General features: G+C 69.3%; 26 protein-coding genes. 13 read left to right on the top strand and 13 right to left on the bottom strand.

From position 1 onward, the window contains the following. Nucleotides 1–70 precede the first annotated feature (70 nt). From CLM62_RS14105 to CLM62_RS14080, 6 genes are all read right to left on the bottom strand, one after another. Nucleotides 71–463 (bottom strand): hypothetical protein, encoded by a 393-nt coding sequence (locus CLM62_RS14105; RefSeq protein WP_095750204.1) that lies wholly within the window; start codon nucleotides 461–463, stop codon nucleotides 71–73. Nucleotides 464–824: 361 nt separating this feature from the next. Continuing rightward, entirely contained in the window at nucleotides 825–4550 is a 3726-nt protein-coding gene (locus tag CLM62_RS14100; protein WP_095750203.1) for an ABC transporter ATP-binding protein, read from the bottom strand. Nucleotides 4551–4667: 117 nt separating this feature from the next. Further along, nucleotides 4668–5684: an esterase-like activity of phytase family protein gene (locus CLM62_RS14095; protein ID WP_095750202.1), complete on the bottom strand. Its 1017-nt coding sequence runs from the start codon at nucleotides 5682–5684 to the stop codon at nucleotides 4668–4670. A gap of 102 nt (nucleotides 5685–5786) precedes the next feature. Then, the gene (locus CLM62_RS14090) at nucleotides 5787–6638 is read right to left on the bottom strand and encodes a serine hydrolase (protein ID WP_095750201.1); all 852 of its coding nucleotides are present in this window, start codon (nucleotides 6636–6638) and stop codon (nucleotides 5787–5789) included. A 434-nt stretch (nucleotides 6639–7072) separates the two neighbouring features. Beyond that, nucleotides 7073–7657 (bottom strand): DinB family protein, encoded by a 585-nt coding sequence (locus CLM62_RS14085; RefSeq protein ID WP_095750200.1) that lies wholly within the window; start codon nucleotides 7655–7657, stop codon nucleotides 7073–7075. 327 nt (nucleotides 7658–7984) lie between these two features. Next, entirely contained in the window at nucleotides 7985–8236 is a 252-nt protein-coding gene (locus CLM62_RS14080) for a hypothetical protein (protein WP_373559139.1), read from the bottom strand. Between the two features lie 10 nt (nucleotides 8237–8246). On the opposite strand from CLM62_RS14080, the gene CLM62_RS14075 reads away from it, so the two are divergent. From CLM62_RS14075 to CLM62_RS14055, 5 genes are all read left to right on the top strand, one after another. Further along, nucleotides 8247–8453 carry a Scr1 family TA system antitoxin-like transcriptional regulator gene (locus CLM62_RS14075; RefSeq protein WP_179382092.1) on the top strand — a complete coding sequence of 69 codons (207 nt, stop codon included), beginning with the start codon at nucleotides 8247–8249 and terminating at the stop codon, nucleotides 8451–8453. Further along, nucleotides 8450–8671 (top strand): DUF397 domain-containing protein, encoded by a 222-nt coding sequence (locus CLM62_RS14070; protein WP_095750199.1) that lies wholly within the window; start codon nucleotides 8450–8452, stop codon nucleotides 8669–8671. Before CLM62_RS14075 ends, CLM62_RS14070 begins: the two co-directional genes overlap by 4 nt. Before the next feature lie 90 nt (nucleotides 8672–8761). Next, complete coding sequence (locus CLM62_RS14065; RefSeq protein WP_095750198.1) at nucleotides 8762–10945, top strand: glycosyltransferase family 39 protein; 2184 nt, start codon at nucleotides 8762–8764, stop codon at nucleotides 10943–10945. Between the two features lie 167 nt (nucleotides 10946–11112). Then, complete coding sequence (locus tag CLM62_RS14060; RefSeq protein ID WP_257003838.1) at nucleotides 11113–11547, top strand: hypothetical protein; 435 nt, start codon at nucleotides 11113–11115, stop codon at nucleotides 11545–11547. Between the two features lie 276 nt (nucleotides 11548–11823). Further along, the gene (locus CLM62_RS14055; protein WP_095750196.1) at nucleotides 11824–12627 is read left to right on the top strand and encodes an endonuclease I family protein; all 804 of its coding nucleotides are present in this window, start codon (nucleotides 11824–11826) and stop codon (nucleotides 12625–12627) included. A 113-nt stretch (nucleotides 12628–12740) separates the two neighbouring features. Here the strand turns inward: CLM62_RS14055 and CLM62_RS14050 are convergent, their stop codons facing one another. Both CLM62_RS14050 and CLM62_RS14045 read right to left on the bottom strand, forming a co-directional pair. Continuing rightward, nucleotides 12741–12950 (bottom strand): type II toxin-antitoxin system VapB family antitoxin, encoded by a 210-nt coding sequence (locus CLM62_RS14050; RefSeq protein WP_095750195.1) that lies wholly within the window; start codon nucleotides 12948–12950, stop codon nucleotides 12741–12743. A gap of 355 nt (nucleotides 12951–13305) precedes the next feature. Beyond that, nucleotides 13306–13962: a GntR family transcriptional regulator gene (locus CLM62_RS14045; RefSeq protein ID WP_095750194.1), complete on the bottom strand. Its 657-nt coding sequence runs from the start codon at nucleotides 13960–13962 to the stop codon at nucleotides 13306–13308. On the opposite strand from CLM62_RS14045, the gene CLM62_RS14040 reads away from it, so the two are divergent. The 4 genes from CLM62_RS14040 to CLM62_RS14025 all read left to right on the top strand — a co-directional run bounded on the left by CLM62_RS14040 (nucleotide 13961) and on the right by CLM62_RS14025 (nucleotide 15625). Next, nucleotides 13961–14404, top strand: coding sequence for an ATP-binding protein (locus CLM62_RS14040; RefSeq protein ID WP_306457907.1), 444 nt, complete (start codon nucleotides 13961–13963; stop codon nucleotides 14402–14404). The two genes, CLM62_RS14045 and CLM62_RS14040, sit on opposite strands and share 2 nt — an antisense overlap. Before the next feature lie 9 nt (nucleotides 14405–14413). Further along, a complete protein-coding gene (locus CLM62_RS14035) occupies nucleotides 14414–14713 on the top strand; it encodes a hypothetical protein (protein ID WP_143659067.1) in 300 nt (99 codons plus the stop codon). Further along, nucleotides 14710–15162 carry a type II toxin-antitoxin system VapC family toxin gene (locus CLM62_RS14030; protein WP_095750192.1) on the top strand — a complete coding sequence of 151 codons (453 nt, stop codon included), beginning with the start codon at nucleotides 14710–14712 and terminating at the stop codon, nucleotides 15160–15162. The genes CLM62_RS14035 and CLM62_RS14030 overlap by 4 nt, the downstream gene beginning before the upstream one ends. A gap of 202 nt (nucleotides 15163–15364) precedes the next feature. Next, nucleotides 15365–15625: a hypothetical protein gene (locus CLM62_RS14025; RefSeq protein ID WP_095750267.1), complete on the top strand. Its 261-nt coding sequence runs from the start codon at nucleotides 15365–15367 to the stop codon at nucleotides 15623–15625. A gap of 743 nt (nucleotides 15626–16368) precedes the next feature. On the opposite strand, the gene CLM62_RS14020 is transcribed toward CLM62_RS14025, so the two are convergent. After that, nucleotides 16369–16830, bottom strand: coding sequence for a MarR family winged helix-turn-helix transcriptional regulator (locus CLM62_RS14020; RefSeq protein WP_095750191.1), 462 nt, complete (start codon nucleotides 16828–16830; stop codon nucleotides 16369–16371). 148 nt (nucleotides 16831–16978) lie between these two features. Here CLM62_RS14020 and CLM62_RS14015 point away from each other — a divergent pair, with 148 nt between their 5' ends. From CLM62_RS14015 to CLM62_RS14005, 3 genes are all read left to right on the top strand, one after another. After that, entirely contained in the window at nucleotides 16979–18340 is a 1362-nt protein-coding gene (locus CLM62_RS14015; protein WP_095750190.1) for an MFS transporter, read from the top strand. Nucleotides 18341–18394: 54 nt separating this feature from the next. Beyond that, on the top strand, nucleotides 18395–19069 hold the full coding sequence (locus tag CLM62_RS14010; RefSeq protein WP_095750189.1) for a nitroreductase family protein: 675 nt from the start codon (nucleotides 18395–18397) through the stop codon (nucleotides 19067–19069). Between the two features lie 167 nt (nucleotides 19070–19236). Continuing rightward, nucleotides 19237–19848 carry a hypothetical protein gene (locus CLM62_RS14005; protein ID WP_095750266.1) on the top strand — a complete coding sequence of 204 codons (612 nt, stop codon included), beginning with the start codon at nucleotides 19237–19239 and terminating at the stop codon, nucleotides 19846–19848. A gap of 48 nt (nucleotides 19849–19896) precedes the next feature. Here the strand turns inward: CLM62_RS14005 and CLM62_RS14000 are convergent, their stop codons facing one another. The 4 genes from CLM62_RS14000 to CLM62_RS13985 form a co-directional block, all read right to left on the bottom strand. Beyond that, nucleotides 19897–20463: a ClpP family protease gene (locus CLM62_RS14000; protein WP_095750188.1), complete on the bottom strand. Its 567-nt coding sequence runs from the start codon at nucleotides 20461–20463 to the stop codon at nucleotides 19897–19899. A gap of 18 nt (nucleotides 20464–20481) precedes the next feature. Beyond that, complete coding sequence (locus CLM62_RS13995; RefSeq protein ID WP_095750187.1) at nucleotides 20482–22200, bottom strand: thiamine pyrophosphate-binding protein; 1719 nt, start codon at nucleotides 22198–22200, stop codon at nucleotides 20482–20484. Next, nucleotides 22197–23213 (bottom strand): agmatinase, encoded by a 1017-nt coding sequence (gene speB / locus CLM62_RS13990; protein ID WP_095750186.1) that lies wholly within the window; start codon nucleotides 23211–23213, stop codon nucleotides 22197–22199. Before speB ends, CLM62_RS13995 begins: the two co-directional genes overlap by 4 nt. 75 nt (nucleotides 23214–23288) lie before the next feature. Continuing rightward, nucleotides 23289–24749, bottom strand: coding sequence for a sodium:solute symporter (locus CLM62_RS13985; protein WP_095750185.1), 1461 nt, complete (start codon nucleotides 24747–24749; stop codon nucleotides 23289–23291). A gap of 102 nt (nucleotides 24750–24851) precedes the next feature. On the opposite strand from CLM62_RS13985, the gene CLM62_RS13980 reads away from it, so the two are divergent. Next, on the top strand, nucleotides 24852–26007 hold a 1156-nt coding region (locus tag CLM62_RS13980), incomplete at its 3' end, for a PucR family transcriptional regulator ligand-binding domain-containing protein (RefSeq protein WP_179382093.1).

Genomic DNA, 26007 nt, shown 5'->3' with positions numbered 1-26007 from the left:
GGACATGACAACTCGATGGGGAAAACCCTGTAGCAAAAGCCACAGGGCCTGTGACTCAGGTGCCTGTGGTTCAGAAGCGCATCCAGCGCCCAGAGTCGACCGACGCCCGGCCCACCGCGCCCTCCACCCACACATACCGGCGGCCGGCGTGCACGGTCACCGGCCCGGCGCGGTACGCGTACCGCCCCTGGTCGACGACCGGGCGGAAGGCCCACACCTTCACGCTGACCATCATGTGCCGCTTGGTGCCGGGCCTCTTGGGGAGGGTGATCGCGCAGACGTAGCCGCGCCGCTTGTAGATCTGCACGGAACCGGTGGAGAACGAGAGCGTCTTGACCTTGCGTCCGGCGCAGGACGCGCCGGCGGCCCGCGCGTCGGTCGGCGCGGCGACGGCGAGCAGTCCGGACGTGATCAGCACGGCCATGCCGAGCGCGAGGCGCCGCCGTATCGCACCACAGCTCACTGTCGGCCTCCCGTACCGCGACGATGTGCGTACGGGTGTACGGACGCATGACGTATGTCGAATGGTTGCACGACCGTCACTGAGACGGCCGACCGGCTCCTCCCGCGAGAACCGATCAGGCCGCCGCAGGCGCGTCCTCCCCCACGAACGTCCGCCACAACTCGGCGTACCGCCCGCCCCGGGCCAGCAACTCCTCGTGCGTGCCGTCCTCGACGACCCGCCCGTGGGCAGAACCTCCCGATGTCGCTCTCGCACCGCTCGGCCCTGACGGGCCTCCCGGGCTTCGAGACGACTGGCCGGACTCCGTCCGGCACCCCATGTGGCCGTAGACCGGTCTCCCCCGCCGCCCCGCCGAGAACGATCAGGCCGCCGCAGGCGCATCCTCCCCCACGAACGTCCGCCACAACTCGGCGTACCGCCCGCCCCGGGCCAGCAACTCCTCGTGCGTGCCGTCCTCGACGACCCGCCCGTGGTCCATCACCACCACCCGGTCCGCGCGGGCGGCCGTGGTCAGGCGGTGGGCGACGACGAGTGTCGTACGGCGGCCTGTCAGGCGATCCGTCGCCTGGTTGACCTGGGCTTCCGTGGCCAGGTCCAGGGCCGCCGTCGCCTCGTCGAGGAGGAGGACGTCCGGATCGACCAGCTCGGCGCGGGACAACGCGATCAGCTGGCGCTGTCCGGCGGAGAGGTTGCGGCCGCGTTCGGCGACCTCGTGGAGGTAGCCGCCCTCCAGCGTGGCGATCATCTCGTGGGCGCCGACCGCGCGGGCGGCCGCCTCCACCTCGGCGTCCGTGGCGTCCGGGCGGCCGTAGGCGATGGCGTCGCGGACGGTGCCCTGGAAGAGGTACGCCTCCTGCGGGACGACGCCCAGGCGGTGGCGGTACGACGTGATGTCGAGGGACCGCAGGTCCGTGCCGTCGACGGTGACCCGGCCGCCCGTCGGGTCGTAGAAGCGGGCCACCAGCTTGACCAGGGTCGACTTGCCCGCGCCGGTCTCGCCGACGAAGGCGACCGTCTGCCCGGCGGGGACGCGCAGGTCGATGCCGGTCAGGGCCTCTTCGGGTTCGTCGGTCGGACCGTACTTGAAGTGCACGTCCTCGAAGGCGATCTCGCCCCGCAGGGACAGCACCTCCAGCGGCTCGTCCGCGTCCTTGGTCGACGTCGGCTCCTGGAGGAGTTCCTGGATGCGGCCCAGCGAGACGGTCGCCTGCTGGTAGCCGTCGAAGACCTGGGAGAGCTGCTGGACGGGGGCGAAGAACAGGTCGATGTAGAGCAGGTACGCCACCAGGGCGCCGGTCGTCAGCGTGGCGTCGTCGACCCGGGCGCCGCCCACGATGAGCACCGCCGCCGCGGCGACCGACGACAGGAACTGCACGAAGGGGAAGTAGATCGAGATCAGCCACTGGCCACGGATACGGGCCTTGCGGTAGCTGTCGCTGCGCTCCGCGAACCGCGCCCCGCCGTCCCGCTCGCGCCGGAACGCCTGCACGATCCGCAGCCCGGACACCGACTCCTGGAGGTCGGCGTTGACCAAGGACACCCGCTCACGGGCCAGTTCGTACGCCTTCACGCTCGCCCGGCGGAAGAAGAACGTGGCGATGATCAGCGGGGGCAGGGTCGCGAAGACGACGAGCGCGAGCTGTACGTCGATCACCAGCAGGGCGACCATGATGCCGAAGAAGGTGACGACCGAGACGAACGCCGTGACCAGGCCCGTCTGGAGGAACGTCGACAGCGCGTCGACGTCCGTCGTCATCCTCGTCATGATCCGGCCGGTCAACTCGCGCTCGTAGTAGTCGAGTCCGAGCCGCTGGAGCTGGGCGAAGATCTTCAGGCGCAGGGAGTACAGGACCCGTTCGCCGGTGCGGCCGGTCATCCGGATCTCGCCGGTCTGCGCCGCCCACTGGACGAGGACGAAGAGCAGGGCGAGGAGGGAGGCCGCCCAGACGGCGCCCAACGCCACCTGCGAGACGCCGTCGTCGATGCCGTGCCGGATCATGACGGGGAGGAGGAGACCCATCCCCGCGTCCACGGCGACCAGGCCCAGGCTGACGAGGAGAGGCAGGCCGAAGCCGCGCAGGAGCCGTCGTAGGCCGTAGGACTCCTCGGGGGTGACCGCCCGCGCTTCGTCGATGTCCGGGGTGTCGGTCGCAGGGGGCAGCGCGTCGACCTGAGCGAGGAGTTCGGGGGTGGCCGGGCTTTCGTCCATCGCGAGGTCCCGTCGCTCGCGCTCCCCCACCCAGAGCCGGGGCGTGATGCCACGCTCGGCGTCGAACTCGGCGTCCAGCTCGTCCCGTACGGAGGTGTCCTCGTGGGGGCAGGCGGGCTGGGCGTGGCCGGGTGAGACGCCGCCGAGTTCGTCGGGGTCGGTGAGGAGGCGACGATAGAGGGCGGACCGCTGCTGGAGTTCCTCGTGGGTGCCGATGTCGGCGAGCCGGCCGCCGTCGAGGACGGCGATGCGGTCCGCGAGGTTGAGGGTGGAGCGGCGGTGGGCGATGAGGAGGGTGGTGCGGCCCTCCATGACGTGCTTCAGCGCCTCGTGGATCTCGTGCTCGACGCGGGCGTCCACGGCGGAGGTGGCGTCGTCGAGGACCAGCAGCCGCGGGTCGGTGAGGATCGCGCGGGCGAGCGCGACGCGCTGGCGCTGGCCGCCGGAGAGAGTGAGGCCGTGCTCGCCGACCGTGGTGTCGTAGCCGTCGGGGAGCTCCCTGATGAAGCCGTCCGCCTGGGCGGCCCGGGCGGCCTTCTCGATCTCCTCCTGGGTCGCGTCCGGGCGGCCGTACGCGATGTTGTTGCGGACCGTGTCCGAGAAGAGGAAGGAGTCCTCGGGGACCAGCCCGATCGCGGCCCTGAGCGAGTCGAGGGTGAGCTCGCGCACGTCGTGGCCGCCGATGAGGACGGCGCCGCGTGTCACGTCGTAGAAACGCGGGAGCAGAAGGGAGACCGTGGACTTTCCGGAGCCGGAGGAACCGACGACGGCGAGGGTCTCGCCGGGGCGGATCTCGAAGGTGAGGCCATCGAGTACGGGGCGCTCGTTGTCGTAGCCGAAGGTGACGTCGTCGAACTCGACCGTCGCCGGGGCGTCGGCCGGGAGCTCCTTGGTGCCGTCGGTCATCGACGGCTCGGTGTCGATCAGCTCCAGGACGCGCTCGGTTCCCGCCCGGGCCTGCTGGCCGACCGTGAGGACCATGGCGAGCATGCGGACCGGGCCGACGAGCTGGGCGAGGTAGGTGGAGAAGGCGACGAACGTGCCCAGCGTGATGTGCCCGCGCACCGCGAGCCAGCCGCCGAGCGCGAGCATGGCGACCTGGCCGAGGGCGGGGACGGCCTGGAGGGCCGGGGTGTACCTGGAGTTGAAGCGGATGGTGCGCAGCCGGCCCGCGAAGAGCCGCCGGCCGACCTCCCGCAGCTTCCCGGTCTCCTGGTCCTCCTGCCCGAAGCCCTTCACCACGCGTACGCCGCTGACCGCGCCGTCGACCACGCCCGCGACGGCGGCGGCCTGGGCCTGGGCGTACCAGGTGGCGGGGTGCAGCTTGACGCGGGAGCGCTTCGCGATCCACCAGATGGCCGGGGCGACGGCCAATGCGACCAGCGTGAGCGGCACGGACAGCCACGCCATGATCACCAGGGAGATCAGGAAGAGCATGAAGTTCCCGATGGTCATCGGGAGCATGAAGAGCAGGCCCTGGATCAGCTGGAGGTCGCTGGTGGCGCGGCCGACGACCTGCCCGGTGGACAGCTCGCCCTGGCGGCGGCCGTCGAGGCGGGTGATCGTCCCGAACATCTCGGTGCGCAGGTCGTGCTGGACATCGAGGGCGAGACGGCCGCCGTAGTAGCGGCGGATGTAGGTGAGGACGTAGACGACGAGGGCCGCGCCGATCAGGGCACCCGCCCAGGGGGCCATGTCGCGGCTGTGGTCGCCGATCACGTCGTCGATGATCACCTTGGTGATCATCGGGACCAGCGCCATGACGGCCATGCCGCCGAGGGAGGAGCCGAGGGCCAGGATGACGTCCTTGGGATGACGCCACGCGTAACCGGCCAGTCTGCGCGCCCAGCCTTGTGTCTCCCCCTGTTGCGCTGCCACGCGGGTGCCTTCCGTTCGACCTGATCGACCTGATCTTCCGGAAGACACCAACGCGAAAATAAGCGGATTTCATCCCTCCGCAATAGTCCTAGGACCAAGGTCGGAGGGCGGCAGAGCTCAGAGACGGACCCGGAGGTAGTAGAACCGGGTCGTTTGTACCGCGTTCTGGTTGTCGTCGCTCACCAGGAGCACCCGCAGGGCGCCCTTGCTCGCGCCCGTGATCGCCATCCCCTCGATGTTGTCCAGCAGCGGGTTCGGCTGGGGCTGCTTCGCCGTGGCGCCCAGGGTCGGGCAGGCGGCGATGTCGGCGAGGAGGGTCTTCTTGATCAGCCGTACGCCGTCCTGGCCCGTCAGGTTCTCGATGCCGCTCGTGTCCGTCGCGCGGCGCGGGTCGGCCAGGTAGAGCCGGACGGTGTTGCCGACGCCGGAGGTGAAGCCACGTTCCAGGACGAGGAGGCGCCCGTCGGGGGTGGCCTGGACCTCGGGGACGCCGAGGCCGGCGTCCGTGCGGTAGGCGTACTGGGCGCCGAGCTCGAAGCCCTTGCGATGCCGCTCCCAGGTCTGGAAGCGGACGATGCCCGCGCTGTCGCCGGAGAGGGCGTACTCCATCGACGCGAGCAGGGTGCGGCCGCCGGGCAGCATGGTCAGCCCCTCGAAGGTGCCGTTGGAGACGGCACGGCCGGCCGGGGCGACCTGGAGGGAGGGCGGCACCGGGAGGCGGTCCAGGATCTTGCCCTGCGGGCTGTAGCGGCGTACCGACGGCTCGGTCTCGGAGGTGATCAGCCGTGTGCCGTCCCGGTCGATCACCAGCCCCTCGGAGTCGAGCGCGGCACCCTTCTCGTCGGCGAGCGGGACCACGCCCTGGGGCTGGAGGGTCTTCGCGTCCAGCGCGAAGAGCGAGGAACGGTCGGAGAGGGCCGCCAGGGAGCCGTCCTTGTCCACCGCGAGCGCGGAGAAGTTGCCGACGAAGGTGGAGTCGTACGTCGTCTTGTCGAGCGCGTCGGAGAAGCGGTCGATGGAGACGGCGGGCGAACAGGCGTGGCTTTCCTGTGCGGTGGCGGGCGTGGCGGCGGACAGACAGGTGGCCGCCGCCAGGGCCGCTGTGGTGGTCGCGAGTACGGTTCTCAGGCGCATGGCGTCACCGTAGGGCGGGTCGGTGACGGACGGGAGACCGGCTCATGAAGGGTCGAGGGGTGGAGGGGGCGAGGGGTCAAGGGATCGGGGGGTCGAGGGGCGTCAGCTCGCGGCGAGGTCCCTGTGGATGACCTTGGCCACGCCCTGAATGGTCGTGATGCCGTAGTTCATCGTGCTGTTGCCGTGCGTGAGGACGGTGATCATGTAGTCGTGGCCGCCGCCCTTGAACGCGCCGACGCTGTGCACCCGCCAGCCGTTCGTGGCCCGCTGCAGCCAGCCGTTCTTGACGGCCACGGAGACCCCGGACGGCACTCCGTACGGCGTTCCCCAGCGCTGCGAGGAGACGACCTGGCCCATCAGCTTGAGGATGTAGGCGCGGGCGTTGTCGCTCAGGACGGTGTTCTTCGCGGTGACCAGCTTGAGCAGCTTCTGCTCGTCGGTGACGGTGATCTGGGTCAGGCCCCAGTAGCCGTTCGCGCCCGGCTTGGTCTGCGTCATGCCGGCGGCGGCGAGGAAGCCCTTGATCTTCGTCATGCCCAGCTGCTTCCAGAGCGTGCTGGTCGCGGCGTTGTCCGACTTGGTGATCATGGCCTTGGCGAGGGAGGCCTCGCGGTCGGTGAGGTACCGGTTGTGCTTCTTGGCGTCCCACAGCAGCGTGGCGAGCACGGTGACCTTCACAACGCTGGCCGAGTCGAAGGCCGTTGAGGGGCGCAGGGTGCAGGTGGTCTTGGTGGAGCGGTCGTAGAGACCGACGGCGACCGTGCCCCTGCGGTTGGTGAGGGCGGCCGTGATGTCCTTCTTCAGCTTGGTGGCGAGGCCGGCCTTGGCGGACGTACAGCTGACGGTCGGTGTGGCCGCGGCGGCGGGCGCGGCGGCGGCCAGGACGGGTATGAGCGCGCCGACGGCGGTGCCGGCCGCCAGGAGTCTCGTACGGCGGGATATCGCTGGAGTCATGCCCCAGTTGACTCACACGCCCAGGGGAAAGGTTGTACGTGCCGTTACTTCTCCTCGGCCTTCTCACAGAAGGGGTGTCCCTGTGGGGGAACAGACACCAGCTGGCTGTGGGCCGTGAACCGGCGCCATGCGCGCCTTCACCGTGGCCGCCTTGGCCTTCTCCCGTTGGGAGTCGAGAGGATCGTCTTGGCCGGCACGAGGCCGACGACCGGGATCGAGGGTGATTGGCAGATCTGTTCCACCCCTGCGAAGGAAAACCCCAGGTGAGGTGACCGTGCCGGTGGAACAGATCTGCCAATCAGCGAACGAGCAGCGAACGACGGCAGCAACGGGGCAGCCAGCTCCCAGAGTTCATCAGGAACCAGACGCTTCGATAGGTCAGCGCCCACGAGCGGCATCATGCCGCACGAACATCAAGTCACGTGAGACAACCTCTAAGCCTTGATTGGTGCGGCCGACCTGGCGGCCTGCTCGATCTTCGCGCAGTAGGCTGCACGGGCTTCCTCGTCGATCTGCTTCTCGTGTTCGGCGCGCAACCCGGTCCGGCCGTCGAGGCCCTCGCGCAGGATATCGGCGTGCCCGGCATGCCGGATGGACTCGCCGAGGACATGGACCATGATGGCGAACAGGTTCGTGTCGGCATAAGGCTCCGGCCACCACGGCACGTGGCCGGGGGCGTCGAGGGGAAGCTCGTTGATCGTCGCGTCCGAGTGTTCCCACGTGCGCCGGTAGAACCCGATGATCTGATCGCGGGTCTCGTCCTCGGTCGCCCACAGATCGCTGCCGTTGTAGTCCTGCCACCGGGGCAGCGGTTCCGGGGAAGGGCGGTCGAAGACCTCGCCGAAGTACCTGGCCTCGACGGTGGCCACGTGTTTGACCAGGCCGAGGAGGTTGGTCCCGGTCGCTGTCAAAGGTCGGCGGGCGTCGTATTCGGACAAGCCGTCGAGTTTCCAGAGCAGCGCCTCGCGGTCCCGCCGCAGTCTCCCGTGCAGGTTGTCTTTCGCGAACTCATCGATCATGCGGCATGAGCCTGCCATGGGCTGCTAGTGGTCTCAAGATCACGTACGTGGTCCAATCTACGACCTGGCCAGCCTGCCTCATCCAACCATCAGCGCGGACCTGCGGGGCCTGCCCTTCTGACCCACATGGCTGCTTGTGGTCGCCGCGTAGTGCCAGCCGGGAAAGCTACGGTGGCAGGGTTGCCATGAATGCCATCGGCCAATCTCCCGCCGACCCCACGCGCCGATGGGGGCGTAGCGAGCTGTGCGGATACACCCCCGGCTCGGCGGCGCGCTCTATTCAGTCCGGGGCGATCTACGCGGGGCGGGCGGCTCAGACTCGCGGAATCAGGTCATCGAATCCGCTCTCATCACCCGATCCCCGCTGTCAATGCCGTCAGGCCCGTCGGAGGCGAGTACGGCAAGGCGCGCGCCCCGGCTCTCCGCGATGCGGTGAACGTCGCGCAGCGCCTCGCTCATACGGGCTGCCAGGAAGCGGAGTTGTACGGAGGTGGCCTTGTGGTCGGCGAGCATGTCGGCCGCGTGGTCGAGGAGTTCGCCGGCCATACCGAGCTGCACGCTCTCGTTCGGCGTGGGCATCCATCCGATCATGCAGAGCATGCTCTCGTTGTGGTGGTTCGAGGACCAGCCCCCGGCCGCGTACAGCGAGGGCATGTCCATCGGCAAAGTCCACGATTCCCCGGCCGTGGTCGAGCGGCTCCAGGGCGTCTACGATCTCGCACTGGGCGACGCGCTGTCGCAGAAGGAGTCCCGTCGCCCTCATGAGGGCGATTGCGAAGGAATACGGACACCATGACTGAGCGCATCATTCGGGACGCATCCACGGTGAGCGGCTGGCGCAAGTCGTCGCACAGCGGCAACGAGTCAGGCAGCTGCGTAGAGGTGCTGGACGACTACCCCACAGGCGTCCCCGTCCGCGACTCCAAGACCCCGCACGGCCCGGCACTGATCTTCCCCGCCGCCGACTGGTCGGCCTTCGTCACAGCCATCAAGGACGGCGACTTCCCCACCTGAGCACCCACTTTGCGGACTCCTTTGAGAATCCACAGGAAAGCGCCAGGCCCGGCACAGCCCGCACCCACCCCCGCCGCACACGATGCCCGGGTGACATCAGCCACCGATCCCCATCCCCACACGACCGTGCCCCCGACCCCCGACGTGCCGTCGGCGGCTCCACCTGCGGTGCCCCCGGACAAGGCACCACGCTGGTCCCTCCCCGCCCTGATCGCGATCCTGATCCTGGCGGCGGTGCTCTACTCCTGGAACCTGTCCTCCTCCAGCCTCAACAGCTTCTACAGCGCGGCTGTGCTGAGCGGCACGCAGAGCTGGAAGGCCTGGTTCTTCGGCTCGCTCGACGCGGGCAACTTCCTCACCGTCGACAAGCCACCGCTCGCGCTGATGGTCATGGGCCTGTCGTGCCGGATCTTCGGGTACGGCACCTGGCAGATGATGGCGCCGATGATCGTGGCCGCGCTCGGCACGATCTGGATCCTGCACTCGTCCGTGAAGCGGGTGTTCGGGCACGCGGCCGCGGCCGTCGCCGCGCTGGTCCTCGCCCTGACCCCGATCACGGTCGCCATCAACCGCGACAACAACCCCGACACGCTGCTGGTCCTGCTGATGGTCGGCGGTGCGGCGCTGGCCCTGCGGGCGGTCCACAACGGCAGGTTGCTGCCGCTGGTCGGCTCAGCGGTGTGCTTCGGGCTGGCGTTCAACACCAAGATGCTGCAGGGGTACATCGCGCTGCCGGCCGTCTTCGCCGTCTACCTGTACGCGGCCAAACCCAAGCCGGCGAGGCGGATCGTGAACCTGCTGATCGCGGCCGTCGCGCTCGCGGTCTCCAGCTTCTGGTGGGCGGCTGCGGTCTCCCTCGTGCCCGCCTCCGAGCGGCCGTACATCGGCGGCTCGACGGACGGCACCGCCTGGAACCTGATCATGGGCTACAACGGCCTGGGCCGGATCTTCGGCGGCGAGGGCAACGGCGGGGGCGGTGGTGGCGGAGGCGGCGGCTTCTCCGGCACGGCGGGCCTGGGCCGGCTCTTCAACGACATCCTCGGCGGCCAGATCTCCTGGCTGATCCCCTTCGCGGCGATCGCGTGCGTCGGCGGTCTGGTGCTGTGCGGGCGCGCTCCGCGTACGGACCTGACGCGCGCCGCGCTGGTGCTGTGGGGCGGCTGGACGGTCCTGCACTACCTGACCTTCGCCATGGCCGAGGGCACGATGCACCCGTACTACACGACCGCGCTCGCGCCCGGTATCGCGGCGCTGTGCGGTGGGGGTGGAGTGATGCTGCTGCGTGCGTTCCGGACGGACGGGCGGTGGGCGTGGGTGCTGCCGGCGGGCCTGGCGGTGACGGCGCTCTGGGCCGTCGTACTCCTGCGCCGCGCTTCCGGCTGGTACACCTGGCTGTGGCCGACGATCGCGGCGGTCATGGCGCTGGCGATCGTGGGGCTGTTGGTCTTCCGCTCCGGCAATCGGGCGCGGCTGCTGGCGGCTTCGGTGGCGGCGGCGATCGTCGCGGCGGTCGCGGGGCCGACGGCGTACGCCTGGTCGGTGCCGTCCGGTTCGGGGGGCGGAGGCGGCATGGGCGGTACGAACCCGACGGCCGGGCCTTCTACGGGGGGCGGCTTCGGTGGCCCGGGCGGTGGGGGCGGCGGCCGGGGTGGCTTCGGGGGCGGTGAGATGCCGGGGGGTACGCAGGCCGGTCAGGCGGGCGGCTTCCCGGGAGGGCAGCAGGGGCAGAACGGCGAGACGCCGGGCGGCGGTCAGATGGTGCCCGGCGGTGGCAACGGCGAGCTGCCCGAAGACCAGAGCGGCACCGGTGGGCAGCCCAGCGGCGTGGGTGGCGGCAATGGTGGCGGCTTCGGCGGGGGCATGGGCGGCGCGAGCAGCGAGCTCGTCTCGTACCTCGAGAAGCACCAGGACGGCGCCAAGTGGCTGCTGGCGGTGTCGAGTTCGCAGAGCGCGGCGCAGCTGATCCTGAGCAGCGGCGAGCCCGTCATCTCCATGTGGGGCTGGTCCGGCAGCGACAAGGCGATGACCCTGGCCAAGCTGAAGGAGCTGGTGAAGAAGGGCGAGCTGCACTACATCCAGATCGGTGGGGGCGGCATGGGCGGCGGTCCCGGCGGCGGGTCCGACGTCAGCTCCGAGGTCACGGAGTGGGTGCAGAAGAACGGGACGGCGGTGAAGGAGAGCGAGTACAGCGCCGGCGCGAGCTCCGACTCGGCCTCCTCCTCGCAGAGCGACCAGTCGACGATCTACCGCCTGGACGCTTCGGACGTCGGCTGACGAGTAATTGTCAAGATCTGTGGATCTGAGCTGCGCTCGGGAGCCGTCCACACACCAGCGGGTCGTTGGCGCCGGGGTGCCGGGGGCGCAGGCCGAGATCATCTGCCGATCTCGAACCGAGCACCCTCTGCCCAACTTCCGTGATACACCGGGGAGATCAGCGTGACATGAGCAGAGAGGAACCGTCCATGGGCCGACCGTCGACCTCGACTCCGTTGCCGGGCGACACGAAGGTACTGTCCATCGGTCTGCATCCGAGTGCGCTCGACTACAGCCGGATGCCCGACGGTGTCGACGAGGCGGTGCTCACTGCCCGGATCGAGGCGGCGAACGCGGCGCTGCGCGAAGCGGGGTTCGATGCTGTTCCGTGCCTGATCGACATCTCTCCGGACCGCGCCGAGGCGACCGTCCGGGAGCAGCTCCAGGAGCACGCGTTCGGCTTGGCGATGATCGGCGGTGGCGTACGGATGCTGCCGGAGAACACCCTGCTGTTCGAGCGGCTGGTCAACCTCCTCACCGAGGCGGCGCCCGGGATCCGGTTGTGCTTCAACGCGACGCCGGATGACACGGTCGAGGCGCTGAGGCGGTGGATCCAGGCGTAGACGAGGTGTGGCCAACTGAGAGCCGTCTGCATACCTGTCGAAAGGTTTCCGAGACTGGCGGTAGCCAGGCTCTCGGCTGACACCGGACCGGCTCCACGCACAACGGCCCCCGGCCTTCGCCGGGGGCCGTTTCGGCGTGTCAACTCGCGTAGACAAGAGGCGATTTGCCACTTCCGGTCACCTGATCGACATGCAGCATCCATGGACACGGCCACATGTCCATGTCACTCTCCCGTTTGCCGCCTCCATTCAACCCGCGTAGATGGGACACCCCACATGCTGGCGACACGCATACGCCGCTGGAAGCCCGTGGCGCTGACCACCGCCGCCGTACTGGTCGGCCTGACCGCCCCGGCCCTGACCGCAACCCCGGCCGTGGCCACGACCACCGCGTACGACTCGACGTACTACAAGAACGCGATCGGCAAGACGGGTACCAGCCTGAAGTCGGCCCTGCACACGATCATCACCCCCCAGACGAAGCTCTCGTACTCGGCCGTCTGGGAAGCGCTGAAGGCGACCGACCAGGACCCGAACAACAGCAACAACGTCAAGCTGCTCTACTCCGGGATCTCTCGCAGCAAGTCCCTGAACGGCGGCAACACCGGCAACTGGAACCGCGAGCACGTGTGGGCCCAGTCCCACGGCGACTTCGGCACCTCGGCCGGCCCCGGCACGGACCTGCACCACCTGCGCCCCGAGGACGTGCAGGTCAACAGCATCCGCGGCAACAAGGACTTCGACAACGGCGGCAGCAGCTTCACCAACTCCGGCGGCAGCCTCACCGACTCCAACTCCTTCGAGCCCCGCGACGCCGTCAAGGGCGACGTGGCCCGCATGATCCTCTACATGGCGGTCCGCTACGAGGGCGACGACAGCTGGCCCGACCTCGAGCCCAACGACGCCGTCACCAACGGCAGCGTCCCCCTCCACGGCCGCCTCTCGGTCCTGAAGCAGTGGAACGACGAGGACCCGCCGGACGCCTTCGAGGAACGCCGCAACCAGCTCATCTACGACACCTACCAGAAGAACCGCAACCCGTTCATCGACCACCCGGAGTGGGTCGAGGCGATCTGGTAGGGAGCTCGTGCACCAAGGTGCCGGGCCGGCGCAGCGTGCGGACCGGCCCGTCACCTTCGCCACCGTCTCGAAGTCCGCGTCGTAATGCACCTACAGCTCGGACGTCATCAGGCTCATCGACGGTAGTTGTCCTTGTCGAGAAGGATGTCGAAGTCGCCACCCTCGCCCATTGTCGCCAGCTCCTCCAGCGCCTTCAGTCTGCGGTGGCGCTTGGCCACATCGAGCAGGGCCGCATTGATGGTGTCCTGCTTGGTCTTGGTACCCAGTACCTCCGCGGCCTCGCTGAGGACTTCGTCGTCGATCTCCAGGTAAAGGTTCGCCATGCCGGATCCTCCCTGTGCCAACTGCAGACCGAGCATGCTGGGGGCTTGATGCCGCAGCCCGTCACCTCAGATGCGTCGGCGCGAACATCCGCAACACCACCGGAAGAACGACCACCGACGCTCCCGGTGACGCCCAGCGTCTTCGCAAGATCCTGCTCCAAGGTCTCAGGGGTCGTACGGGCCCCCGGACCCCCGGCGCAACGAGTCGGGGACGTCCTCCTGTCGTGCGCGTTCTCTGTCGTTCCAGGACCGGGCTACAACGCTGACTGAGCGCCAACCGATGAATGGGCCGTCCACTGACGCCGGCGCTTCTCGGTCGGTGTAAGCAGACTGCCGCGGTGGGCGCTCCAGCAGCTCACGCCTCGAAGCCGTACTCCAGTACGTACGCGGCCGAGTCCAACACCATGTCGTTCACCTCGACGGCAGCGCCCTGGGCATCGAAAGCGGTCCTGGCGATCAGCACCACGGGCACACCGGACGGCAACGCCAGCCGCTCGGCCTCGTCTCCGCTCGGCATGCGGGAGCGGATCTCCTCACGGAAGCGGACCGGCTTGCGCCCGAGTTCCTCCAGCCTGGCGTAGAGGCCACCGGGTCCCGTGTCGGGTTGCGTGATCGGCGTGCCGGTGACGAGGTCTGCCGCCAGATACGACGTGGCGAGAAGAACCGGCTTGCCGTCAAGGGTGTAGCGGCGCCGACGCACACAGACCCGCGCCCCTTCCGCCAGACCCAGGACGCCGGCGATCACCGCCGAAGCGTCTTCCTCGGTCACCTCGACCGAGTCCACGACGAGTTCACGGCCGGCGACATCGGCCGACCAGATGGGCTGCCCCGCTCCCCACTGTGCATGAGCGAGGCGCTCGATGCCGCGGCGCCGGATGGGCTTGAAGTCCCGTACGAACACCCCGGCGCCCTTGCGCGCTTCGACGACACCCTCCGCCTGATTCCAGCTCTCTACCGTGGAGGTCTCCGTGTCAGCCCACACCGCACCCGGACAGCCCGCAAACCCTGCCATGCAGAAGGCTCAGTGGCAGCTTGCCCGCAGCCCGCGCAGCGCCGGACGCGCCCGCGTGCTGCTGCGCACACAGCTCGCCGACTGGAAGATCGAGGGCGAAGTCGCCCACACCGCCGAACTGTTGCTCTCGGAACTGGTCGCCAACTCTGTCCAGCACGCGCGGTCTCCGGCCGGGCGGGAAATCGGCGTGCGCTTCGCCCATTACGACGGACGCCTGCGGGTGGAGGTGGCCGATGCGAGTAACGCTCGTCCGGAGCTCCGCCCAGCCACCATGGCCGCGGCCTCGCCCTCGTACAGGCTCTGGCTGAACGCTGGGGATGCTGCCCGCGCCTTCACGGAATCGGTAAGGCGACCTGGGCGGAACTGGCTGTGCGTCGGTGAGCCCAGGCACTACGGCGATACTGTCGGAATCTACGCGCATCCCGTCGAACAGCGCACCTGAGGAGACCCCGTGGCCGACGCCTCCACTCCCCCACCCGACCACTCGGCCCCGCAGGAAGATGCCATCTCTGTGACCCTCACCTACACCGGCAGCGAAGCTGAGACCCTGCGTACCCTCGCGCTGCTGGAGGGGCGTACCCCGGAACAGGTTGCTCTGGACCACATCGCCCGCGGGATCCCGCTGTCCTTCTCGTCCGCCTTGGGCGAGGACCCGGAAGCGATGGCAGCGCTGAAGCGCGCGATGTTCGACGGTCCTTCCGACTTGGCCGACACCTCCGGCAAGAACCTGTTCGAGGAAGGCGACCGTTGAAGCGTCACTCGTTCGCCGTGGCGGACACGTCGGTTCTCCTCGCCGTCTACAACCGCAAGGACGATCGCCACGAGCCCTGCGTTCAGGCACTCTCCTTGGTCGACCGTCTCGTGGTGTCACCGTTCGTCCTCGCCGAACTGGACTACCACCTCACCACGAAGATCAGCGGTAAGGCCGCCGCGGACGCTCTGGCCAGTATGCGCGCCTGGGCGAGCACGGACCGACTCAAGCTCGCCACCGTTGGGTGGCCGCTCCTGGACGAAGCCGAGCATCTGATGCGGACGTACGCGGATCACGACGCCATCGGCTTGACCGATGCGGTCAACGCCGCCTTGGCGTGGGCATTGCCGCAGCCGGTCATCCTGGCCTTGGATCACCACTACCGAAACGTGATCGCTCCCCGGGAAACGGCCGAGAAGAGACTGAGCGTGCTTCCGGTTCGCGAGTAGTGCACCGACCAGCAGAGCAGGACGGCGAGTTCCGAAGCTGCCCGAGGCGTCCGCCCGTACTCCCCTGCCCGCGACAATCGCCGGGCGGGCGGCGCGGCGGCGGCCTCACCGACTCCAAGGTCGGCTGACCGGACGTCGCTGAGGGGTCCCATCGGCGGGGTACTCCTCAACCGTGGCGGCCTTCTATGCGATCGTTCGGCCCATGAGTAGCGACTACGACCGCATCCGCGCCGGCATCGAGTTCATGACCGCCTACGTGTCCGGAGACGACCTGCTGTCGGCGTACGTCGCCGAACGGCGACGCGAGGACCCCATGGCGACCGAGACCCTCATGGATGGCACTGCGGCCCTGTGCGCCCAGCTGCTGCGGACGATGGCCCGGATGACCGGGAAGACTGAGCACGACATCCTGCAAGAGCTTGCCCGTGGGACCCATCGGCATGAGCAGCAGTCCGGCGACTGACGCGCTCCGTTTCAGAGCCAGAGTGACCAGACGCTGGGTGGCGTCCCGCCGCGTGGTGTAGCCATCTGGACTGCCGGAGTCCGGGCGGCTGCACGAGGCCGCGGCCCCGGGGCACGACGCGTCTGCGCGGGAGCCCGGACGCTCACCCAGTAATTGGCAGATCTGTTCCACTGGCACGGCCACCTCACCTGGGGTTTTCCTTCGCGGGGGTGGAACAGATCTGCCAATTCCCCCTTGATCCCGGTCGTCGGCCTCGTGCCGGCCATCCGGAGTTCGCCAGTCCAGGTCGCTACACCGCCCGACGGGACATGACCAGACGCTCCCGCGGTACTGGTCAGCAGCCCGGAATTCACCCAAAGGCCGTCACCCGCCCGCCCTCTCGTCACAAGGACGAGGCGCAGAGGACGGGCGTCCGTGCGGCGGCTGCCGCTGCTCAGGGCGTGCGGGTTGTGGACCCAGCCTCACGAAGAGACCTCCGACCGGCTCATTTGTTGGAGTCGCGCGACGCAGGCGTCCCGGTCGACGTCGTAGCAAGGGATGTAACCGCATAGAGATGCGGTTCGTTGGCTGTGACCTAAGCGCAGGGCAGAGCAGGACAGGTCGAGCCCGGACGGGTGGACAAGCACACGAAGCCCCTGGTGGAGACGGGTCTTCTTGGTCGAAAACCCATTTACCAGGGGCTCACTCGCTTGTCAGCCCAACTGGCCGAGCGGCTAGAGAGGTTGGAAAACGGCTCACTTGCTTCAGGGATGGATCTGTAGGAGCTTGCCGAGCAGCACCGAGAGTTGCTCGCGTTCGGCTGAGGTGAGGTCCTTGAAGGTGTCGTCGAGAAATCCGGGGACGGCCTCCTCGGCGCGGGCGAGCAGTCGTCGGCCGGAGTCGGTGAGGGTGACGGCGTAGGCGCGGCGATCGCCCGCGTCCCGCTCGCGTCGTACGTGCCCCGCCCGTTCCAGGCCGTCGCAGATGCCCACCATGACGCTGCGGTCGATACGCAGTTCGTCACTCAGGACACGCTGCGAACAAGGGCCGACCTCAGCGAGCATCTTGAGCACCAGATGCTGCCCGACGCCGATCCCCGACTCGTTCGCCCGGGCTTCTGCCGCGCGGGCGACGGCGGTCGAGGCCCGGCACAGGGCGATGTCCAGACGCTCCGCAGCGAGCCTCGGGAAGTAGACGGCCTCGCGGTCCGCGATCTTGGGCGACATGCGGCCCACCTCCTTCGCGTTTGCTGCGGTCACCCGGCAACCCTATCAAGAATCGTCTGGACGCAGATTGTTTGCGTGCCACTCATTGGGTTTGTATGCTCGCCAATCATCTGTAAGCAGATAGTTTGGGTTCAGATGGAGGTCTGGCATGGTCAAGTCCGGTGGCCACAAGCAACTGGCCCTGGTGCTGCTCTGTGCTGCGGTGTTCCTGGACTCCATGGACCTGTCGCTGATGGGGGTCGCCCTGCCTGCCATCGGACGGGACCTCTCACTGTCGGAAGGCACGCTCCAGTGGCTGGTATCGGGGTACGCGGTCACTTACGGCGGCTTCCTGCTGCTGGGCGGCCGACTGGCGGATCTCTTAGGCCGCCGTCGCATGTTCCTGCTCTCCCTCGCTGTCTTCGCCGCGGCGAGCCTGGTCGGCGGGCTGCTGTCGGAGGGATGGCTGCTCGTCATCACGCGGGTGGTCAAGGGGCTTGCCGCGGCGCTGACCGCCCCGGCCGCCCTGTCCCTGGTCACCACGACATTCACCGAGGCCTCCCAGCGCAACCGTGCCCTCGGCGTCTACGCGCTGGCCGGCGCCTCCGGCTACAGCGGCGGCCTCATTGCCTCCGGGCTGCTCACCGAAGTGAGCTGGCGGCTGGTGTTCTTCCTCCCGGTGCCGATCGCCCTGTTGGTCCTGATCGTCGCCCCGATGGCGCTGCCGGGGGGACGGCCGACCCGACGGGGCGGCCCGGGAGTTCGACGCGGTCGGTGCGGTCGCGGTCACCGCGGGGGTGCTGTCGCTGGTGTACGCGCTCACCGAGACGAGCTGGCCTGCGGGCGTGGCCGCCGCTGTGCTCCTGGTCGGCTTCGTGGCTGTCGAGCGCGGCAGCGGCTCCCGCTGGTCCCGTTGCACGTGTTCCGGTCGCGCGCTGTGACCGGCGCCAACCTCGCCGCCCTGGCCTGGGCGTGCGCGACCATCGGCTGGCAGTTCGCCGCGGTCCTCTACCTTCAGCAGGTCCGCGGCTATGGTGCGCTGACGACCGGCCTGGGCATCGCCCCCATGGGACTCGCCATCATGGCGGCCGCCAAGCTGGCCGGAAGGCTGATCGGCCGGTGGGGGCTGGGCCGGACCGCAGCCCTGGGGATGCTGGTCCAAGCCGCCGGGATCCTGCTCTTCCTGCGGGCCGGCGCAGACGCAGACTACGTCGGTGTGCTGCTGCCGGCGCTTGTGGTGCACGGTGTGGGCAACGGCCTGTCCTTCCCCAGCCTCAACATCGCAGCCGTCGGCGCCCTTCCCGAGGACCAGCAGGGCCTGGCCTCCGGGCTGATCACCTCCGCCGTTCAGATCGGGGCCGGAATCGGCGTCGCCGTACTGGCCTCTCTCATGGCCACGGCCGGGTCCGGCATCGACGGCTACCGGATCGCCTTCCTCACAGCCGGCTGCTTCTCCCTCCTCGGCGCCGCCCTGGCCCACTTCGGCCTGCGCAACCGCACCCGGGTCGGCGAGGCACCGGCCCCCGCCTGACCGGCCGCCTCGCGACGCCCACCGTCCGACCTATCCAATGCAGAGGAAGCAGCCGTGACCCTGGACCTGACCCCGGACCAACTCCTGTCGACGACCCGCGCGGTACGCAAGCGTCTCGACCTGGACCGCCCGGTCCCGCACTACCTGATTGAAGAGTGCGTCGACCTGGCCACGCAAGCGCCGACCGGCCGCAACCGGCAGCGCTGGCACTTCATCGTCGTCACCGAACCCACCCAGCGGCGGGCCGTGGCCGACATCTTCCTGCGCGCCCTCCCCCTGGCCTCGGGCCAGCCCCTGACCGAGCGCGACGTGTGGCGCATGAACTACCACTCCAGCTCTACCGAGCGGGTCTTCGACGGCCTGCGCCACCTGGCCGCGAACATCCACCGGGTACCCGCGTTCGTCATCCCCGGCGTGGAAGGGCGTACCGACCACGCACCGGTGGCCGTGCAGGCAGGGGCGTGGGGCTCGATCCTGCCGGCCGTGTGGAGTTTCATGCTGGCCGCCCGGGCACGCGGCCTCGGAACGGTGTGGACTACAGCCCAGGGACCGCTGGAGCGGGAGCTCGCCGGGATTCTCAACGTGCCGTACGAAGACATCATGCTGGCCGCGTTCATCCCGCTGGCCTACACCATCGGCACCGACTTCAAGCCGGCCCGCCGAGTTCCCAGCGAGCAGGTCCTGCACTGGGACCAGTGGAAGCACAGCTCTGCTGGGCCCTCTCAGTAGAACACCACCGCAACTGCTGGCCGCAAGCAACACATCCGAGGACAGGACGGTGTGGGTCGCGGGCGTTATGCCCGAACACGGCCGCGACCGCGAGGGCTGACGCCGGCGCCGAGGTCCGAGGCCAAGTCGACTCACGGTTGTCCGAGCCAACTGGCAGAGTGTCCGACATGGAGCAGCAGGAGCAGCGCACGTCAGTTCGCCTCGTTGTCGTGGACCCCGACCTCGATGCTCAGTGCGACCGGGTAGAGCAACACTTGCTCGCGCCCTTGGCCGAAACCGCCGGTGGAGCGCGTGATCACGCGCTGTTCGCGGACGGGCTCGCGGCCTTCCGGCATATCCGGGAGACACTGGCCGAAGCGGTGGCGCGGGGACCGCGGGTGTGGACGCCGAACGGTCGCTGGGAACACGAGGGCCTGCGCATCGCCAACTTGCCTACCAAAGAAACCGACTTGCTGTACGCGCTGTTGCGTGAGCTGTCCGGGATCCTCGTGGCACCGCCGGACCTTCCCGACCCGTCAGGCGTCGCCGCCGCGCTCCGCGGCAGCGTCCTTTCGGCTGAGGAGACCGCGGTCGGCCTGGTCGGTGCGCTGGCGCGCGTGCTCTCGATGGTGGACCTCACTCCCGACGCTGATACCGCCACCCTCTTCGCGGCGCTGGAGGCAGCCGACGGCGAGGACGTGAGGCTGACATACGCGCAGGATGAGGCGTGGCAGCGTCTCGCCCACCGGGTCACCATGCTGCTGACCGAGTCCGCTCCGCTGCACCGCTTCCTGTACTGATCCCGCCTCGCACGCATATGTCCACGGACGAAAGAACCAGGGGAGGACTCACTGCCCAGGCCCCCGTTGAACAACAGTGTCAACGAGTCCGTAAATACGCGCCTCTTCAGCACCGAATTCCCGATCCGAGTTCAAATCCCGAAGAATTCGCGATCGGTCACCTCCCGTGTGCCGGGCCAGCAGTTCAGAAACCACCTTTTGCGTATGGCGGATTGCCGGGCTTCCCGCCGGCTTCCCCAGCCTCCGAAGCAGCCGGGCGAGCGGGTCGCCATCCCGCGCCCCTTCCCCCTCCTCGCGAGGTCGCGTCATCACGATACGGGCGCCCAGCATGGCGTAGCGCTTGCCTTGTGCGCCCGCCGAGAGCAGAAGCTGCCCCACCCCCGCAGCAAGGTCCGTCACGCACGTCGCCACATCACAACTGACAAACTGCATCGTGTCGTAGATGGCCATCCCAGCGGTGACCGAGCCGCCTGGAGAGTCGACGCACAGCAGGATGTCCGCTTCCGGATCGGCATCCGCAAGCCGTAGCAACTGCGCCGTGACGCGGTTGGCTACGTCGTCGTTCACTTCCTGATCAAGCGTGATGATTCGCTTTGAAGGCTCCTGCGGGCTCATTCGGCGCACGCGGCGACTTTAACCAGCCGCTTCGGGACCGGTCCCGTACCCCAGATGCGTCGGTGCGAACATCCGCAACACCACCGGAAGAACGACCACCGACGGTCCCGGCGACGCCAGCGCCTTCGCCAGGTCGTCCGACAGGGTCTCCGGGGACGTACGGACCCCCGGCACCCCGAACGACTCCGCCAGCGCCACATAGTCCGGCCGGGTCAGTTCCGTCGCCGTCGCCATCGTCTCGCCGAACGCGTCCGTCATGTACTCGCGCAGGATGCCGTAGCCACCGTCGTCGATGATCAGCCAGGTGACGTTCAGGGCGTACTGGCGGGCCGTGGCCAGCTCGGCGATCGAGTACAGGGCGCCGCCGTCGCCCGAGACCGCCAGGACCGGGCGGGTGGGATCGGCGGCGGACGCGCCCAGCGCCGCCGGGAAGGCGTAGCCGAGGCCGCCGGCGCCCTGGGCCGAGTGCATGGTGTTGGGGCGGCGGGCGTCGAAGGCCGCCCACGCCCAGTACGACAGAATCGTCATGTCCCAGAAGGACGGGGCGTCGGCGGGCAGTGCCTTGCGGACCGACGCCAGCACCTCCTGTTCCAGGGTGAGTTCCTGGGAGGCGATGCGCTCGCGAACGCGGGCGAGCAACTCCCGTACGCGCTCCGGAGCCGTCTCGTCCTCCCGCGGCTCCACCGTCTCCAGCAGCGCCTGAAGCGCGAGGCGCGCGTCCGCGTGGATGCCCAGCGCCGGGTGGTTGGACTCCAGCTTGCCGAGGTCCGCCTCGATCTGGATGACTCGGCCGCGCGGCTTGAACATGTGGTAGTTGGAGGAGAGTTCGCCGAGGCCCGAGCCGACGACGAGGAGTACGTCCGCGTCCTCCAGGAAGTCCGTCGTGTGGCGGTCCTCCAGCCAGGACTGGAGGGACAGGGGGTGCGTCCAGGGGAACGCGCCCTTTCCGCCGTACGTCGTGACCACGGGGGCGCTCAGGCGTTCGGCGAGTTTCCGGAGTTTGCCCGAGGCGTCCGCCCGTACCACTCCGCCGCCCGCGATGATCGCCGGGCGGGTGGCATGAGACAGCAAGTGCGCCGCCACCGCGGTCAGTTCGGGGCGCGGGGGCAGTTCCTCGGGGAAGGCGTCGCCTCCCGTCACCACCGGAATCGCCGTCTCGGCCAGCAGTACGTCCTGCGGGATCTCCACCCACACCGGGCCGTGCGGAGCGGACAGCGCCGACGTCCACGCCTCCGCGATCGCCGACGGGATCTGGGACTGGCTTCGGACCGTGTGGACCGACTTCACCACGCCCCGGAACGAGGCCGACTGGTCGGGGAGTTCGTGCAGGTAGCCGTGGCGGCCGCCGCCCAGACCCGCCGTCGGGATCTGGCTGCTGATCGCCAGGACGGGGGCGGAGGCCGATGCCGCCTCTTGCAAAGCGGCAAGCGACGTCAGCGCGCCGGGCCCCGTCGACAGCAGCAGCGGCGCCGCCTCACCCGTGATCCTGCCGTACGCGTCCGCCGCGAAGCCCGCGTTGTTCTCCACCCGCAGGCCGATGTACCGCAGGTCCGAGCGGCGCAACGCGTCGAACATGCCCAACGCGTGCTGGCCGGGCAGGCCGAAGACCGTCGTCGCGCCGAGCCCGGCCAGCGTCTCCACGACCAGGTCTCCGCCGTTGCGGCCGGGGGGAGGGTTCAGGGCAGCCGAGATCTGCGCCTGAGTCGGGCGGAGCACCAAGTCGTGGTCGTGGGTCACTTCGCTGCCTTCTCCTGCACTTCCCGCGCTTCCTGCTTTTCCCGCACTTCCTGCTTTTCCAGCGCGATCCGGCGGGACATGATCGTCGTCAGTTCGTACGCCGTGTGCGATGCCGACACCGACGTGATCTCCGCGTGATCGTACGCGGGCGCCACCTCGACGACGTCCGCCGAGACCAGGTTGCAGGACGCCAGGCCGCGCAGGATCTCCAGCAGCTCCCGCGACGTCATGCCGCCCGCCTCCGGCGTGCCCGTGCCGGGTGCGTGCGCCGGGTCCAGGCAGTCGATGTCTATGGAGATGTAGAGCGGGCGGTCGCCGATGCGCTGCCGGAGCTGGTCCGCCACCTCGTCGACACCGCGCCGCATCACGTCCGCCGACGTCACGATGCCGAAGCCCAGCTTCTCGTCGTCGGTCAGGTCCTGCTTGCCGTACAGCGGGCCGCGGATACCGACGTGGGACAGCGCCGACGTGTCGAGGATCCCCTCCTCCACCGCCCGCCGGAACGGCGTCCCGTGCGTGTACTCCGCCCCGAAGTACGTGTCCCAGGTGTCGAGGTGCGCGTCGAAGTGCAGCAGCGCCACCGGGCCGTGTTTCCGGGCGACCGACCTCAGAAGAGGCAGCGCGATCGTGTGGTCGCCGCCCAGTGTCATCAGGCGAGCCCCGGTCCCCAGCAGTTCGTCCGCCGCCGCCTCGATCGTCTCCACGGCCTCGTGGATGTCGAACGGGTTGACGGCTATGTCGCCGCCGTCCGCCACCTGCGCGAGTGCGAAGGGTGACGCGTCCTGCGCCGGGTTGTAGGGGCGCAGGAGCCGCGACGCCTCGCGGATCGCGTTGCCGCCGAAGCGGGCGCCCGGCCGGTACGAGACGCCCGAGTCGAACGGCACGCCGACCACGGCGACATCGGCGCGGCCGACCTCGTCGAGGCGCGGCAGCCGGGCGAAGGTCGCGGGACCGGCGTACCGCGGTATGCGGGAGGAGTCGACGGGGCCGCGGGGCGTCTCGTTGCCGCTCATGGGGTAATGCCTTCTTTCATGAGGTTCATACGCTTCATCGCGTATGAACTGCTATGCACTACTTGTCGTACGACTCTACTGGGGAGCCGGGACCGGAGTGGACACAGGTTCGGATACCCGCCCGGCGAGCCGCTCGCGCCAGGCGGCGAGCACCGCCGCGTCGGTGGGCCTGGTCGCCAGGGAGACGGCGACGTACGCGGCCAGGGAGGACAACAGGCCGTAGTAGACGGGCTCGTTGGCGAGGATGCCGTAGCCCGCCATCAGGCCGATGACCGCGAGACCGCCGACCACGACGGAGGCGAGGGCGCCCTGCACGGTGCCGCGTTTCCACAGCAGCCCGCCGAGGATCGGGACGAGGAGCCCGCCGACGAGCAGGTTGTAGGCGACGGTCAGCGCCTCGACGACGTTGTTCAGCGCGATGGCCGTGCAGATCACCGCCACGCCCATGATGAGGATGAAGGCGCGGTTGCCCTTGACCTCGTCATGCTGCTCGGTGGAGGGCCGTACTGCTCCCCGCAGCCGCGACCAGATGTCGTTGTTGGCGACGGTAGCGCAGGCGATGAGCGCGCCGGACGACGTCGACATCACGGCTGCCAGGGCGGCGGCCAGCACCAAGCCCCGTACGCCGACGGGGAGTTCGTCCTTGACGACGGTCGCGAAGGCGTCGTCCGCGTTGGGCAGCTTCGGGTAGAGGACCTTGGCGGCCGTACCGATGACGGCGCCGGCGAGGGCGTACACGAGACAGTACGTCCCGGCGACCGTGCCGCCCCACTTGGCGGTCGTGTCGCTGCGGGCGGTGAAGACGCGCTGCCAAATGTCCTGGCCGATGAGCATGCCGAACGTATAGATCAGCACGTACGTGAAGATCGTCTCGCCGCCGATGCCCAGCGGATCGAAGTACGAGGTCGGCAGTTCGTCCCTCATCGCGCCGAAGCCACCCGCCTTGACGACGGCGATCGGCAGCAGGAGCAGCAGCACCCCGATCGTCTTCACCACGAACTGCACCATGTCCGTCAGCGTGATCGACCACATGCCGCCGAGCGTCGAGTAGGCGACGACGATCGAGCCGCCGAGAACGATCGCGACGGTGCGGTTCATGTCGAACAGGACGTCGAAGATCGTGGCGTACGCGATGGTCGACGTCACCGCGAGCATCAGCGTGTACGCCCACATGACCACGCCCGAGATCACACCGGCCCGGCCGCCGTACCGCAGGTCGAGCATCTCGGAGACGGTGTAGACCTTGAGGCGGGCGATGCGGGCGGAGAAGAAGACGGACAGGGCGAGCAGGCCGAGGCCGATGGTGAAGACCATCCAGGCGCCGGAGAGGCCGTACTGGTAGCCGAGGCCGACGCCGCCGATGGTGGACGCGCCGCCGAGGACGATGGCGGCCATGGTGCCGGAGTACATGGTGGGCCCGAGGCGCCGCCCGGCCACCAGGAACTCGCTCTTCGACTTGGCGCGGCGCATGCCCCACCAGCCCATCGCCAGCATGCCGGCCAGGTAGACGACGATCACGGTGTAGTCGACGGCCATGGGGGCCTCCTTCGCGCACTCTCGGTGGCGTGACGAGGTCTGACACTAGGTGGCCGGAAAGCGACTGCGAAGTGTACGTTTCATCCATTCGAGCCGAGCTGGATGGAAGGAACGTCCACCATGCCGGACCCCGCCGTTGCCCCCACGCCGTCCGTTCCCCCCACTCCGTTCGTCCCTCCCACGCCGCCCGTGCCCCTCTCGGCGCTCCTGGCCCGCGACGACCTGGCGCTGCGCCAGATCGCCGGGCCGTCCGACCCCGGCCTCGTCATCCACTGGGCGCACACCTCGGAGATGGCGGACCCGTACCCGTACCTGCTGGGCGGTGAGCTGCTGCTGACGGCGGGTGTGCACATTCCGGAGGCGGCGGGCTCCGGAACGTACTTCGACGACTACGTGTCGCGGATCGTCGCGGCGGGCGGCGCCGCCCTCGGCTTCGGACTCGCCCCCGTGCACGACACGGTGCCGAGGGCGCTGGTCGCGGCCTGCGAGGCGTACGAGCTGCCGCTGCTGGAGGTGCCGCCGCAGACCACGTTCTCGGGTGTGGCTCGCGCGGTCTGGCAGCTGATGGCCCAGGCCCGGCACACGGAACTGCGCCGCGTCACGGAGGCCCAGCAGAGCCTGGCCACCGCGGCCTCCCGCCCCGACCCGGTCCCGGCGGTCCTACGGCAGCTCGCCCAGCGGGTGGGCGGCCGGGCGGTGCTGTACGGGCCGGAGGGGGCAAAGATCGCGGCGGCGGGGAGGGAGCAAGGGGATGAGGTGCGGGGAGCGCTGGCGGGGCTGGCGCGGGTGGTCACCGACCGCTCCTCCTCCACCGCCACGGACACCGTCGCCGGCACCCACCTCGCCGCCTACGCCCTCGGCGCCGGTCAGGGCTTCGTGCTCGGGGTGGCCGCCCCGCGCCGCGATCCCGGCGATCACACCATCGCCTCCGTGGCCGCCGTACTGCTCTCCCTCCTCACCGGCGAGCACCAGAGCGGTACGGGCGCGGCCCGGTCCTCCGCGCTGGTACGGCTGCTGCTGGGTGCCGCGCCCGAAGAGGTGGCCCCCCTTCTCGGATGGGGGTCCCCTCGCTCGAGCGGAGGCGAGAGTGGGGCAGACCGCTGGGTCGTCGTGCACGCCCGGCCGGACGCCCAGGCCCCCGACGCCGTCGCCGCCTCCGCGCTCGGGGCCGCGCTGGGCTCACCGCTGGTCGACCTGGCGCAGGACGTCGTACGCGTCCTCGCCCCGGCCGAGCGCGAACCGGGCCCGCAGCCCGGCT

Source organism: Streptomyces sp. SA15, assembly GCF_002291145.1.
Lineage (GTDB): Bacteria > Actinomycetota > Actinomycetes > Streptomycetales > Streptomycetaceae > Streptomyces.
This window is presented reverse-complemented; position numbering and strand designations above follow the sequence as displayed.